The organism is Erwinia sp. (assembly GCF_031978025.1).
Taxonomy (GTDB): domain Bacteria; phylum Pseudomonadota; class Gammaproteobacteria; order Enterobacterales; family Enterobacteriaceae; genus Erwinia.
This window is the reverse complement of the sequence record NZ_DALZCD010000117.1, coordinates 1-12,704: the sequence shown is the minus strand read 5'-3', so window position 1 is coordinate 12,704 and position 12,704 is coordinate 1. Positions and strand designations below refer to the sequence as shown.

The following is a 12,704-nucleotide window of genomic DNA, read 5'->3' as shown; positions in this document are numbered from 1 at the left end:
GCTATGGTTGCGTTGAAAGCCTTCCAGATAGGCCAGATTGCCCAACCCGCCGGCACCGATGACGCCCGCCATGGCGCTGTAGCTTACCAGCGCAATCAGCGTGACCGTCATACCGGAAACCAGCGCCGGGGACGACTCCGGCAGCAGCACGCGGAATATAAGCGTGCTTAACCGTGCCCCCATTGAGCGGGAAGCCTCAATCACACCTTTGTCCACTTCGCGCAGGCCAATTTCCACCAGGCGAGCGTAAAACGGTGCGGCGCCTACAATCAGTGCGGGCAAAGCCGCATCCGCCCCTAAAATGGTGCCGATCAGCGTTTTGGTGAACGGGATCAGTAAAACAATCAGGATAATGAACGGAATAGACCGGAAAACGTTAACCAGCACTGAAATCACTGAATAGACGGCACGATTCTGAAACAGGCCGCCGCGCGCGGTCAGAAACAGCGCCAGGCCGAACAGGATGCCCAGCAAGAACGTGGCCAGGCCGGACAGCGAGGTCATATACAGGGTTTCACAGGTTGCTGCCCAAAGCTGATCCAGCTTCAGATGGGGAAAAAGCGTCTCAGTCATGGACCACCTCGGTCGTAATGGCATGGGCGTGTAAATCGGCCAGTATGTTCTCCAGCACGCTGCCGGTAGCGGCAGCCTGTAACCACAGTTCGCCGAAGGTACCGTTGGTGGTTTGCGTCATCTTGCCGTGCAGAATATTAAAAGGCACGCCGTACTTCAGCGTCAGCTCGCCCACGACAGGCTGCTGCGTACTTTGGCCGACAAACGTCAGCTTGAGCACGCTGCCTGCGGCGTGGTCGATCAGTTCAGGGTTGAACGGCGTGTTGGTGCTGCTGTACTCTGCCGTTTGCTTGACGAACTGGCGGGTGATGGGCTGCTGCGGATGGGTGAACACCGACAGCACTTCGCCTTCTTCCACAATCCTGCCCGCTTCCATCACCGCCACGCGGTGACAGATTTTACGCACAACGTGCATTTCGTGCGTGATCAGCACGATAGTCAGCTTTAGCTTGCGGTTAATGTCCAACAGCAAATCGAGAATCGCGTCGGTCGTCTGCGGATCCAGCGCCGAGGTCGCCTCATCGCACAGCAACACTTCCGGATTATTTGCCAGCGCGCGGGCGATACCTACACGCTGTTTCTGCCCCCCGCTCAGCTGAGCAGGATAGGCGTGCTCTTTTCCTTTCAGGCCGACCAGCTCAATCAGCTCCTGCACGCGCTTGCTGATAGCAGCTTTTGACGCGCCGGCAATTTGCAGTGAAAAAGCGATATTTTCGCTGACGGTACGCGACCACAGCAGATTAAAATGCTGGAAAACCATACTGATTTTCAGGCGCGCCTGGCGTAGCGCTTCGCCTTTCGCCTGCGCAATCTCTTTGCCCGACACAGTGACGCTGCCGGAAGTGGGTTTTTCCAGCCCGTTCAGCAGGCGGATTAGCGTACTTTTTCCCGCGCCGCTATAGCCAATAATGCCATAAATCTGTCCCTGTTCGACGTTGAGATTGACATCTTCAACCGCCGTCACCGGGCCAGCCGCGGCGTGAAAGGTTTTGGAAACATTACGCAAAACTATCATTTGTCGCCTGTTTTATCCCGTGTTGTTCAGCTCGCAGGCTGAGTCCAGTGAATGACTATTTTTCGATGTTATCGGTGAAGCTGATAATACGGGATAGCGTAGGGCTGGTCGCGGGTCAGCAAAGACCCAAATTCCATGATATATAGCTAAAAAGCATAAAGATATCGTTCATAGCCAGCCTGTCCGTCTTATCGCTGCCGCTTTTACCACGACTTTACCGTACAGACTTTTATAACCGATTTATCTCTGAATATTAACAGTATTAACTGGAATGCAATGTTATCTGTGTTGGAGAAATTTGTCGGTTATTGCCATTCGGATGGCTATCGCTTCCCCGGCAAACGGCCTGCTTCTGTACAGGATTGACACAGAACGGCAAGTTATTGTCTGCCCTTTGTGTCGGCAGAGGGTCATCGTAAGATTTTGAGACAATAATCTTTACCTGGTAAGCCATTGTAAAATAAAAAAATAAAGCGAAAGTGTCGGATCGGATCTGAAGGCTATCTTTGCAAATCTTTGCATATCCTATGCTTGCCCTACCTGTTACTCATTTAACAACATCCTATGCAGAAAAAATTTTGGTTCACCTTACCGTCACTCACCGGGATAGTGGTTAGCCTGTGCGGGCTGGCTTTCCTGGCGCTGGGCGGCTGGCTGGCGATGCTGGGCGGCACGCCCTGGTATCTGATTTTCGGTGCCGGGTTCTTCCTGAGCGGTCTCTTTATTATTAAAAGACGTCCGGCGGGTCTGTGGCTTTACCTGCTCTCTTTTCTGATTTGCGTGGTCTGGTCACTGTATGAAGTGGGGCTGGATGGCTGGAAGCTGATGCCGCGCCTCTTTGCCCTCGCCTTGCTGGGCGTCTGGTGCAGTCTGCCGTGGATCGTCCGACCCGTAATGCAGGCGCAACGCCGTGCGGGCACGCTGGCAGGCGTGGTCTATATCGCCGCTATCGTACTGGTTTTCTGGTCGGGCTGGCACGTAACGGCGACTCGCTTTGTGCATCATCAGCCGGTGCCGGAAGCGCAGCCTATCGCCAGTGCAGATGACAATAACGACTGGCAGCATTACGGTCGTACCCGGGCAGGCCAGCGTTTTTCTCCGCTGACGCAGATTACGCCTGCGAATGTCAGCCAGCTCCAGCCCGCCTGGCAGTTCCATACCGGCGATACCCTGCGTAAAGGGGAAGATAAAGCGGGCCGCGAATTCAGCTTTGAGGTCACGCCGATTAAGGTTGGCAACACGCTCTTTATCTGTACGCCACATCGCCAGGTGATTGCCCTTGACGCCACCAGCGGCAAACAGCGCTGGCGGTTCGACCCTAAAGTTGACACCTCGGCTAATGAGTACCTTGCCTGCCGCGGCGTGGCTTACAGTCAGGCCGTGGATGACAGCACTTGCCCGGAAAAAATCATTACCACCACCAGCGATGCCCGTATGGTGGCGCTGAATGCGCAAACCGGCGAGCCTTGCGCCTCGTTTGGCAACAAAGGCTATGTCAGCCTGACCGACCATATGGGCCAGGTGCCGCCAGGCTTCCACTTTATTACCTCGCAGCCGATGGTAATGGAAGGCCGCATCGTGCTGGGCGGTTGGATATATGATAATCAAACCACCGGCGAACCTTCCGGCGTGGTGCGGGCTTATGATGTAAAAACCGGCCAGCTCTCCTGGGCCTGGGATCTGGGTAGAACGCCGCAAAATGCGCCGCTGAAGCCTGGTGAAGAGTATACTCACGGCACGCCAAACGGTTGGGGAACCTATACGGCAGACGAGAAGCTGGGCCTGATTTATATTCCATTGGGCAACGCGACGCCAGATTACTACGGCGGCAAGCGTCGATCTTTCGATGAAACCTATTCCAGTTCGCTGGTGGCGCTGGACATCCATACGGGCGAAGAGCGTTGGCATTTCCAGACCGTGCACCATGATGTCTGGGACTTTGACGTGCCGATTGGCCCAACGCTGGTCGATCTGCCGGGAAAAAATGGCGAGACCGTGCCCGCCCTGGTGCAGACAACCAAAATGGGCAAGCTTTTCCTGCTGGATCGTCGGAACGGCAAACCGCTGGCGCAGGTTGATGAGAAACCGGTGCCGACTTCACCTTCGCTGCCGGGAGAACATCTTTCCACCACGCAGCCCGATCCCGTCGGCATGCCGAACCTCGCCCCGCCGAACCTGAAAGAAACGGATATGTGGGGCGCGACGCCAATCGATCAGCTGATCTGCCGTATTCAGTTCCATCGCTATCGCTATCAGGGCCAGTACACGCCGCCAGCGGAAGGGACCTCTATCGCCTATCCGGCCTTTGATGGCGTGATGGACTGGTATGGCGCGTCAGTGGATCCTCAGCGGCATTTACTGATAGCCAACACCAGCTACATTCCTTTCACGATGGAGTTGATGAAACATGACGAGGCGATTAAACAGGGACTGATGAAGCCGTGGGCGGGATGGGCAAGCGGACAATCCTACCCGAAACCGAAAGAGTTTGCCGTCGGGCCACAGTATGGTACCGGTTGGGCGGCCGTGGTGAAGCCCTGGTTGACCGCGCTGGGCGCACCTTGCAGCGCGCCGCCGTGGGGCAAGCTGATCGCCATCGATCTGACTACCCGTAAAATCGCCTGGGAAAGACCAGCGGGCACCACGCGTAATATGAATATTTTCAACACTCATACAAACGCGCCGTTGCCAACCGGTATCTTTATGATGGGCGGCAACATCATTACGCGCAGCGGCCTGATATTTATGGGCGCCACGGCGGATAACTATCTGCGGGCTTTCGACGAGTCGACGGGCCAGGAGCTGTGGAAAGCGAAACTCCCCGCAGGTGGTCAGGCCACGCCGATGACCTATTCGGGTGAAGACGGTCGTCAGTATGTCGTGATTGCAGCTGGCGGTCACGGCGGACTGGGCACCACTTCTGGTGATGCACTGGTCGCCTACGCCTTGCCGAAGCAGTAAGCATAAAAAACCCCACGCCATGGCGTGGGGTTTCTTTCAGATCCGCTGCCTGAGGGGCATTAAGCAGAGACGATCAGGGCATTTCTTCCGGCAACAGCACCACGCTCTTCTTCTTCTTTTGGCGCTCTTCTTCGTCCGGCGGCGTCCTGCGCGTATGCCTCAACATCGCCACATGTCGGGCAAAATCATCATGGACCTCGCCGCTTTGTAAATTAACCGAAGCGGCACCGTCTTCGTCGATCAAAATACGTTCGCCGTCATCTTTGGCTTCCTGCAGATCGTTGCGGGACATCACGTTAAGCAGCCTTTCCGGGCTGGTAAATACGCTGGCGATCATTTTTAACACGGGCTCTCCTTTTCTGAGCAAGCATCGTCAGAACGTTATGGCTTTCCTGGCGCTGCTGGTTATTTCTCTTACCGAGTATAGAGGAATATTCAGAACAGGGTTATCGACGACGGGAGAGTAAGGAGGAGAAAGACCTGAGGAGACTTCGTGCCGCCACCGCACAAAAGGTACGATGGCGGCGAGCCTGCACGTGGCAGGCGCATTACTCTTTAGCTGCGACGGCTCTTCTCGCCACCTTTTTTACCGGCTTCAGAGGCTTTTTCACGGTCATTTTTAAAATTACCGCTACCGCTACTGTTCTGCCCGCCTTTTTTGCCTGCTTCTGACGCTTTCTCACGATCTTCTGCGAAATTACCCGAATTTGAATTACCACGATGCTGAGTCATACAAATGTCCTCTTCGTGTTAAATACTTCTCAATGGTTCTTTCTTAAATATTTAATTCCAGGGGGAATTAAAAATGAGTGAACGTGCTGCGTATTTAAATCTAGCAGCCTCACTTATAATTGCAAGGAAACGGCAAAAGAAAAATAAGCAAAAGTTATGATTTCATATGCCACTGATAATTATAGTTATTTTACCACAACCCTCGCCCACCCTTCATTTTCATATTTAAAAAAAATATATTATTTTCGGGCTTATCAGACCGAAAATGGCATGAATAAAGCAATATTTATGGGGGTTTAAAAACTCCCGCTTCGCTATAACTCCCTGCCGCCTGACTATTTTTTCCTTTTTAAGCGTAAAAGGATCCATGCGTGAATTTGCCTGTAGACCTGTCGACCACCTTCCTGATGGCGTCAATAACCACACAAAAAACTGGACTTAATTAACATTTTTTTACAAACTCGATAAACCGCCAGCGGCCTTACGCCGGTAAAGAGCGGGCAGTAATGACTTTTCCGGCGAGGGTCGGACGGCTTCAGGGAATAATGACACTGGTTCACTACGCGCAGCGCGGCTGCCGCATGACCCGGCCTTTAACTGTGCAGAGTACGGTGAAGCATGGATAAACAACATTTTCTGACCCGTCTGGGAAAGTGGACGAAGATACGGTTTTCCGAAGTCTGTATTACCCCTGGCGGCAATAGCATCCAGCCTGAACTCTACGTTCGCGACCGCACCGATCCGCCCTGCTGGCTTTTTATTCGCCGGCTGGACGCCAGTGAAAACCCGGCCAGCTTACAGGCGATCTATACCCTTTGGCTGGCAGAGTTTCATCGCCATCGCGACATCGATTTCTCGTTACCCCCGCCTGAGATAACGTTTCAGGTCGATTTGCCACCCCTTCTCCCGGCTGTTCTGCCGGCAGAACGGCAAAGCAGGGTTCTGCCGCCGTCTCTTATTGCGGAGCGATAAAATCACCTAATTGCCTTCTTCCCAAAAAAATATATCTATACTTTTCAGCAGGCGCCTGACACTCAGGTCCGACAGAGAAAGAAGGAAGCGTCTATGAAAGCCCTTGTCTGGCACGCTGTTGGCGATCTCTCTCTTGACATCCCGGAGCCAGCCGTAACCCGCTTATGGGAGCGGTAATGCGCCTGACGGCTTCTGCCAGCTGCGGCACAGATTTACATTTTTTAGGCGGCGCCTTGCGTAAAATGAAGGAGGTCTTTCCCGGTCACAAAGGCCTGAGGCCGATCGAAGCGCCTGGCAATGAAGTTTGCCACTACGCTGTTGGCGATGCTGTTCGCAATGTGGCTGTTGGCGTTCGTGTGGTGGTCTGCTCCCCCGTTTCCTGCGGCTATTTTCCGTCGCGCAGGAAAGGCCATACTGCCTGGTGCAATAGTACTAACTGGAATGGATCGGCCGCTGGCATCTGCTTTTTTGGCAGGCCCGAGTCGACAGGCCGGGTAAACGAGCGGCAGGCGGGAAAAGCGCGCAAGCCTGATACCGACAATATGCTGGTTAATATTCCGATAATGTTACCGACCCACAGGCGCTGATAGTCTGCGATATCTGCCCTGTTGTCTGGTTCTGTACAGAAGCGAGTGAGAGCAAAAAAGGTGACGTTGTCACGTTCTTTTGACAAGCGTCAGCCCGGCTGAATCAAGACCGGACGAGTGCTGCAAAACTGATTAACTCTGCCCCGTCGTCATCGCGGGGCCATTAGCAAGAGAGGTCTCAATGGATAAGGAATTGCTTAGTACCGCCGAAGAACTCGGCAAAGCGTTACTGGAAGCCGGCGTCAATGTGGCGGCTGCAGAATCCTGTACGTCAGGTCTGGTCAGCTCTGCACTGGGCGCGGCTGGTGACAGCAGCAGCTATTTCACCAGCGGCTTTGTCACCTATACGGATGGCGCCAAACATCGCCTGCTGCACGTTAGTGAAAAAACGCTGCAGGAACATACGGCGGTAAGCGAGGCGACCGCGCGCGAAATGGCGGCAGGCGCTAAGGAAGTGTCGGGTGAAAAAGCGAGTATTGCCGTAACCGGCTATGCCGGGCCGGACGGCGGCGAGGATGGTACGCCCGCAGGCACCGTATGGTTTGGCTGGGGATTACCAAATGGCGAGGTAGAAGCGCTGAAACAGCATTTTTCTGGTGACTGTGAAGAGGTAGTGCGAAAAGCCGCCCTGTTTGCTCTTCAACATCTTACTCAACTGTTGAAGAGCCAACGCTGAACGGCCTTGCCGGGCGAACCAGAGGGTTCGCCCTTTCGATCGTTACGGATCGCCGATCTGTTTTACAGCGATTTCCGTCTGTTTATTTTTATGTTTTACAAAGCCGCTAACCCGTACCAGGTCTTTAGCATCATACTTTTCCCCACCCCAGGCAGAGTCAGGAATAACCAGATTAATTTTGCCTGATTTATCCTGGAAGGTGTAAGTGTTGCCTGAAACCTTTTTGACGATATTCCCTTCCATCGTCACCCACGAACCTTCCTTCAGCGTACGGACCGTTTTAATCAAACTTTCGTTAGTATCTTCCGACCCTTTATAGCCCGCATCCTGTTTGTGCGGTGGCGGCGGCGTCTCTCCCGCTTTGAAACCGCCTTTATCTTCAGCCATAACATTCAGGCTTAGGGCAAGTAACGCGGCCAGCGTAAGCACTTTTTTCATAAACACTCCTTTCGTTTAAAAAGTCCGATCTTGGTTCTGCATACTCTAAGCCTGGCAGAAAGACGCCAATTTTCAGGCACAAAGTAAAAAAAAACCTGAAACCCCTCCGCTTTGCATGACTTTTAATCAATACGGACGAAAACAACAGCCTGCCGATAAAATGAAATGTTCCTTTCCGGCTTATTGGCTCTTTCTCAACCTTTCGCACATCTGAATCCCCTTCTTTTACATCAGCTGGCAAACATCAGCAATTAAAAATTTGACAGCATGGTTGCGAAATGGCTTTTAATAAAATTGAATGACTCTTTGCTCATAAGCTAACTATTTTAAGCGTCTGCGTTTATAAAACAGATTTTTATTTTCCCAACCAAGCGGTGTTAATACACAGCGAGCGATGCTGTCAGTACTGATTATCCTTCCCCTTATCCTTTCAGATTCAGGAAGCAACTGCGCCGCATGAGAGAGCTCATAACTTTTAAGCAACACGGGCCCAGGACGCTCCGTTTAAGATAAAAGCCAAACGGCTCTACCTGTAATTAATTCTTTTCTTATCCAGATTATATAATTTCTCTGACTGGCTGTAGAAAAGCTTATATGAATCCGACCAATTGAACCGGCAATCAGGGCCAATCTGTCTTTTTTGCAAATAAAAAAGGTAACAATGGCATGAGCATATGACGTGATGGCGAAATCGTTTTATTGGAAAGGTAATTTTCAGTTTAAACCCACCTATGCCGGCGCGCCGGGAGATAAAAATAATGCGGCTTTTGAATATATTACCCTTGCCGCGTGGTAAATATTATCTGTCTGGCCCGTTGCCTCAATCTACAGCAGAGAGGTATGTCATTTGGCTCATCCCTCACTATGGAAACGCTATGTGCGGGCGGGACGGTCATGGATCAGGCACGGTATCTTAGAGGGCAGCCTGGATGCTGAACGATTCTGGCCTGATTTTACCTTTTATCCCTCTGAAACGATAGCAAACCGCGTACAATATTCTGACGTCTCTTTTTTCATTCAGCTATACCAGGTCACTATGTTCAAAATACGTTTCGCGTTAGCTGCTGTTGTTTGTTTCTCAGCCGGGCTCCATGCCGAGGTCAGCTGTAGCAACATTCATCAGCTGGACTTGAGTAAAAATAAGGTGGTCAAATTTAACGGAAGCCTACTTAATACGAAAAAGTGTTGGTACCTTCCGGTTAAATCAGGCCAGCGCTTGCAGATAACACTGGATAATAATAGCGGAAACTCAGCTATTACAGTTTACAAACCGGGAGCCACAATCCAATACGGGAGCGGTAATCCCCCGGATGAAGATCCGGCGAACTACTACCATGGAGATACAATTCAGGCAGCGCCTGCATACGGAAAACAAGGAGGGTTGATGAGGTTGTTCATGGGTCAGGTAATTACCTAATGGTCGTAGAGTTTACTCTTGGTGCCAGTGCTGAGTTCAAAGGCTCAGCCAGTGTGCAATAGTTAATACCGTTTTCGCCATCCACAAAAAATAGCCCTTTAGGCGTTTTTTTGTGCACCTGCCAGCCACCCGAGTTCGCCATAACCTCTGTTTTTTTATGCACACTAACGTTGTAGTCGCTAAATTGAGATGTCCTGGTCTGACCAAATGCGTCCGGGTAAACAGCAGAAAGGCGCCCATATAACATAAAAAGTCTTCGTCATTCATGTTGGCGAAGTTGCCATCGATGTGGTGCAGCGCCGCCGACGATGAGGCTAAGGGTGCAGCCGCGCGGTATGCCGTTAAGCGGCGTGTGAATTCCCCCGTCGCGCTCAGGCTGGTACGTTAGTCGCGTGTTTGTTCGCAGCTGGCGTGCGAATGTGAAGACAAACTAAGCATGTAGTACCGCGGAGAGAGACATTTCGGACGAGGATTCAACTCCCGCTCGCCGCCAATTTTGACAGGACTGCAACCGAAATTACTTTATAAAAACAATAATTTACTGGTATCACCTAAGCGACCTGTAGACCAGAAGAAGACAAAAATATGCACGTGAAATACACGTGCAGTTTAAAGATAGTTATTCACAGGTCAGGGTAGCCGTCAACACCGACTGGAGCGTTCCCCCCGGCACCCTGGTACCCACCTGCAAAGTCAGAGGAATGTTGTCTACGTCAGCTTTCGATACCCACTGGTGTTTTGTTATATTTACATACGATGCGTTAGGCGTCACCGTCACGTCAGAAGAGCCCCCGAGGAACAAGGTTCCGAACGCTTGTATGTCTTTACCCCCTATTGTGACAGTACTGGAGTTCGTTGACATGCTTTTATCAATGACCAGTTCCCCTTCTACTGTGTCCCCTGCCGACACCTTTCCAAAGTTTACATCGGACACATTCGCCGCGCATTCCTGTATGGCTGGCACAGCTATCCACGGGGCTTTATTATTGTCAAATATTGATCGTTGACATGTCGATCTGTCGCAAAGAAACGCCCAAATGTAGGCCCCCCGAGCCTTCCCATCTTTACTAGAAATCGTACCGTTGCAATTCACATTGTTCGTGTTCCCCACTTCCGTTGCCGTCTGCCATGCTGTTACGTGAACCCTGTTTTTATTGCTCGTGCACCATACGTCTATTGCAGTGTTGTTTTGCATGTCATGATCTTCACCATCGTGTTCATTGAGTGGCAAATTTGAAGTGGAAGCTGCGATTTTGACATAGTCTCTATTAAAGGAAGTCTCCCCCCAAATATTTTGTACAGGTATAGGTGTTTGCGCGGTAATGGCATGCGTTGCGGCGGAGACATTCCAGCCGAGTAATATTGTCAGGCTCAATACCGCGCCTCGCAGCCTCGCGTGCCTCTTTATATGGTTTGAATTTTTCATTTTTTCGGTGTTGGTGCTCATTAATTTTTTATATGAGGGGCGTTATACTTGCCTACAAGCTGCCAGCATGCCTTCTGCCCACGTTGTGCACCGTGCTTCGTACGATCACACCCGTACAGAGACTACCTAATGTGAGAGGCCTCTGCGCCGAGCCTGTTCAGCCGCAGACGATGGTCTTTCTTTTACTGCTGTCACCGTCAGTGCGGGGTCAGGGTCAAGGTTATCGCCCCCTTCCCGCTGCCTTTTATGTACGCAGTCTTACCGGTCAAAGGATTAATCCCCGCGAACAGCACCATCCTGGTTCCGGCCTTTACCGTTGCCGTGGTTTTATTGGCCCCGTTCATCGTCCACTGGTCGCCAATGTGTCCTGAATCCTGAACCAGCGAAATGCGTGCGTTAATGTTTTCAAGAACCACATTGGGGCTGCTTATCAGGTCTGTCGGGGTTTTTCCTGTGATGTCGACGTCATAGTCACACTTCGAGTTGTCGATAATTGCCACCTGAGCCGGAAAATAAGCCTTTCCACTCGTCGCCGCGTTCTCTTCTTCACCATATGCGGGGGTGACAGTGACACTGTAATCCGTCGTCGTAATAACAGGCAGACAGGTGACTATCCGGGCGGTAACATTAATGCCCGCCGAATCACCGCCTTTGCCTGTGTCAGCGCCATACGCCATACCCGTCAGGGGTAATATGACCAAACCGGCTAAAGACAGCCTGAGAAAGCAGCATCCTCCTCTGTTTTTTGGTGAGTCGCGCATGGAAATGTTACTCATAATCCATTTTCAGCGTAATCGGGACACTGACTTTACCATTTGTAATATGCTCACCATTGACCGTCAGGAAGAATTTGAACTTCAGGTCTGCCGCACCATTGGAGACTGTATATTCGACATTTCTGGTGCCACCGGGATCGAGAGGGGTCTCCCCCGCCGCACCGATACCGTTCAGGTAAATATCGAGGCCAGTTGCCTTCAACTCCGTTGCCATGTTTTTAAACGCTGCCCCGTCTGCCTCGCTGGCTGTACCCCTTGCAGTCACTTTCACTTTTGTTACGTCGCTGCTGCAGCCTGTCAGCGACAGTGTAAAATCTTTCTCCTTCGCAACATCCGTCTTCTTCAGACCTGCAACATCCACCGTGTTAAAATCAACCTTCTGTTCCCCGGACCAGCCCGGCGTGCAGGTCCGGTTAACAATGGTGGCCATGACGGTTACGTTGGCCGTATCACCGGCCTGCGCAGGCACCGTATGCAAAGCAGAAAGTAATGAACCGCACAGTAAAGCAACCCGCATTGATTTTACTGAAAATACTGAAAACATAGCTAAACCCCCGATAGTAGCTAAATTCCCCCGCACGGCAGAAGAGGCCGCCCGGGGGAGCCAGGACCTCTGTCTTACTCGTAAGTCATACTCAATGTGGCATTGCCTGTTGCTGGCCCCGCTGTTGCCGTGCCTGTCGACACCAGCCCAGCCAGGAATGGCATATCCAGAGAAGTAGCACCGTTGGCCATTGTGTACGTAATCGAGTCACCCGCCGGGGTCAGAGCGGTAGTCAGGTCTTTGCCACCCATCAGGATAAACGCCACGTTAGTGGCTGGATCTTGCTCACCTGCCTTCTGCGCCGTATTGGCAAAGGCGTTCGCGTTTTTTGTATCAGCCGTTCCTGATGACGTAACGACCACGTTTTTCACGTCTGCACAATCGGTGAGCTTCAGGGTAAACCGCTCGTACGAGCCGACATTACCCGCCGTTGCCAGATCCTTCACTGACACTTTTTTAAAGTCGACATTGTGACCGGCGGAGGTCCAGGTCGGAGTACAAGTCTGTGCCACTACCGTTGCATTGAAGTTAATGGTCGCCGCTGATCCGGCATGTGCACCCCATGACGCCGCAAACAGCGCCGCCGC

General features: G+C 51.9%; 13 protein-coding genes and 1 pseudogene. 5 read left to right on the top strand and 9 right to left on the bottom strand.

Annotation, left to right across the window (positions count from 1 at the left end; all coding sequences use genetic code 11):
- Together RTK32_RS11210 and RTK32_RS11205 are read right to left on the bottom strand one after the other, a co-directional pair.
- A partial coding sequence (locus RTK32_RS11210) for a methionine ABC transporter permease (protein WP_312043940.1) occupies window positions 1-573 on the bottom strand: 573 nt, incomplete at its 3' end.
- Window positions 566-1,588: a methionine ABC transporter ATP-binding protein gene (locus tag RTK32_RS11205; RefSeq protein ID WP_312043938.1), complete on the bottom strand. Its 1,023-nt coding sequence runs from the start codon at window positions 1,586-1,588 to the stop codon at window positions 566-568. The genes RTK32_RS11205 and RTK32_RS11210, both read right to left, overlap by 8 nt.
- 564 nt (window positions 1,589-2,152) lie before the next feature.
- Here RTK32_RS11205 and RTK32_RS11200 point away from each other — a divergent pair.
- Window positions 2,153-4,549, top strand: coding sequence for a membrane-bound PQQ-dependent dehydrogenase, glucose/quinate/shikimate family (locus tag RTK32_RS11200; protein ID WP_312043936.1), 2,397 nt, complete (start codon window positions 2,153-2,155; stop codon window positions 4,547-4,549).
- Window positions 4,550-4,706: 157 nt separating this feature from the next.
- Here RTK32_RS11200 and RTK32_RS11195 read toward each other — a convergent pair.
- Both RTK32_RS11195 and RTK32_RS11190 read right to left on the bottom strand, forming a co-directional pair.
- Window positions 4,707-4,886, bottom strand: a pseudogene (locus tag RTK32_RS11195) (hypothetical protein); the annotation flags it as partial.
- Window positions 4,887-5,104: 218 nt separating this feature from the next.
- Window positions 5,105-5,281, bottom strand: a complete 177-nt coding sequence (locus tag RTK32_RS11190; protein WP_312043934.1) for a general stress protein — start codon at window positions 5,279-5,281, stop codon at window positions 5,105-5,107.
- Window positions 5,282-5,899: 618 nt separating this feature from the next.
- Here RTK32_RS11190 and RTK32_RS11185 point away from each other — a divergent pair.
- From RTK32_RS11185 to RTK32_RS11175, 3 genes are all read left to right on the top strand, one after another.
- On the top strand, window positions 5,900-6,253 hold the full coding sequence (locus RTK32_RS11185) for a hypothetical protein (protein ID WP_312043932.1): 354 nt from the start codon (window positions 5,900-5,902) through the stop codon (window positions 6,251-6,253).
- A gap of 176 nt (window positions 6,254-6,429) precedes the next feature.
- Window positions 6,430-6,840, top strand: a complete 411-nt coding sequence (locus tag RTK32_RS11180) for an alcohol dehydrogenase catalytic domain-containing protein (protein WP_312043930.1) — start codon at window positions 6,430-6,432, stop codon at window positions 6,838-6,840.
- A gap of 181 nt (window positions 6,841-7,021) precedes the next feature.
- Complete coding sequence (locus tag RTK32_RS11175; RefSeq protein ID WP_312043928.1) at window positions 7,022-7,516, top strand: CinA family protein; 495 nt, start codon at window positions 7,022-7,024, stop codon at window positions 7,514-7,516.
- A gap of 42 nt (window positions 7,517-7,558) precedes the next feature.
- On the opposite strand, the gene RTK32_RS11170 is transcribed toward RTK32_RS11175, so the two are convergent.
- Complete coding sequence (locus RTK32_RS11170) at window positions 7,559-7,954, bottom strand: NirD/YgiW/YdeI family stress tolerance protein (protein ID WP_312043926.1); 396 nt, start codon at window positions 7,952-7,954, stop codon at window positions 7,559-7,561.
- 847 nt (window positions 7,955-8,801) lie between these two features.
- On the opposite strand from RTK32_RS11170, the gene RTK32_RS11165 reads away from it, so the two are divergent.
- Window positions 8,802-9,371, top strand: coding sequence for a hypothetical protein (locus tag RTK32_RS11165; protein WP_312043924.1), 570 nt, complete (start codon window positions 8,802-8,804; stop codon window positions 9,369-9,371).
- Window positions 9,372-9,990: 619 nt separating this feature from the next.
- Here the strand turns inward: RTK32_RS11165 and RTK32_RS11160 are convergent.
- The 4 genes from RTK32_RS11160 to RTK32_RS11145 form a co-directional block, all read right to left on the bottom strand.
- Complete coding sequence (locus tag RTK32_RS11160) at window positions 9,991-10,818, bottom strand: hypothetical protein (RefSeq protein WP_312043922.1); 828 nt, start codon at window positions 10,816-10,818, stop codon at window positions 9,991-9,993.
- A 176-nt stretch (window positions 10,819-10,994) separates the two neighbouring features.
- On the bottom strand, window positions 10,995-11,573 hold the full coding sequence (locus RTK32_RS11155; protein ID WP_312043920.1) for a hypothetical protein: 579 nt from the start codon (window positions 11,571-11,573) through the stop codon (window positions 10,995-10,997).
- Window positions 11,566-12,117, bottom strand: a complete 552-nt coding sequence (locus RTK32_RS11150; RefSeq protein ID WP_312043918.1) for a fimbrial protein — start codon at window positions 12,115-12,117, stop codon at window positions 11,566-11,568. The genes RTK32_RS11155 and RTK32_RS11150 overlap by 8 nt, the downstream gene beginning before the upstream one ends.
- Window positions 12,118-12,191: 74 nt before the next feature.
- Window positions 12,192-12,704 (bottom strand): fimbrial protein (locus RTK32_RS11145; RefSeq protein ID WP_312043916.1); only part of this gene is annotated, 513 nt, incomplete at its 5' end.

Bases quoted from the DNA above. Each gene is read 5' to 3' on its own strand.
- RTK32_RS11205 (WP_312043938.1), bottom strand. From the start codon at position 1,588: ATGATAGTTTTGCGTAATGTTTCCAAAACCTTTCACGCCGCGGCTGGC.
- RTK32_RS11200 (WP_312043936.1), top strand. From the start codon at position 2,153: ATGCAGAAAAAATTTTGGTTCACCTTACCGTCACTCACCGGGATAGTG.
- RTK32_RS11190 (WP_312043934.1), bottom strand. From the start codon at position 5,281: ATGACTCAGCATCGTGGTAATTCAAATTCGGGTAATTTCGCAGAAGAT.
- RTK32_RS11185 (WP_312043932.1), top strand. From the start codon at position 5,900: ATGGATAAACAACATTTTCTGACCCGTCTGGGAAAGTGGACGAAGATA.
- RTK32_RS11180 (WP_312043930.1), top strand. From the start codon at position 6,430: ATGCGCCTGACGGCTTCTGCCAGCTGCGGCACAGATTTACATTTTTTA.
- RTK32_RS11175 (WP_312043928.1), top strand. From the start codon at position 7,022: ATGGATAAGGAATTGCTTAGTACCGCCGAAGAACTCGGCAAAGCGTTA.
- RTK32_RS11170 (WP_312043926.1), bottom strand. From the start codon at position 7,954: ATGAAAAAAGTGCTTACGCTGGCCGCGTTACTTGCCCTAAGCCTGAAT.
- RTK32_RS11160 (WP_312043922.1), bottom strand. From the start codon at position 10,818: ATGAGCACCAACACCGAAAAAATGAAAAATTCAAACCATATAAAGAGG.
- RTK32_RS11155 (WP_312043920.1), bottom strand. From the start codon at position 11,573: ATGAGTAACATTTCCATGCGCGACTCACCAAAAAACAGAGGAGGATGC.
- RTK32_RS11150 (WP_312043918.1), bottom strand. From the start codon at position 12,117: ATGTTTTCAGTATTTTCAGTAAAATCAATGCGGGTTGCTTTACTGTGC.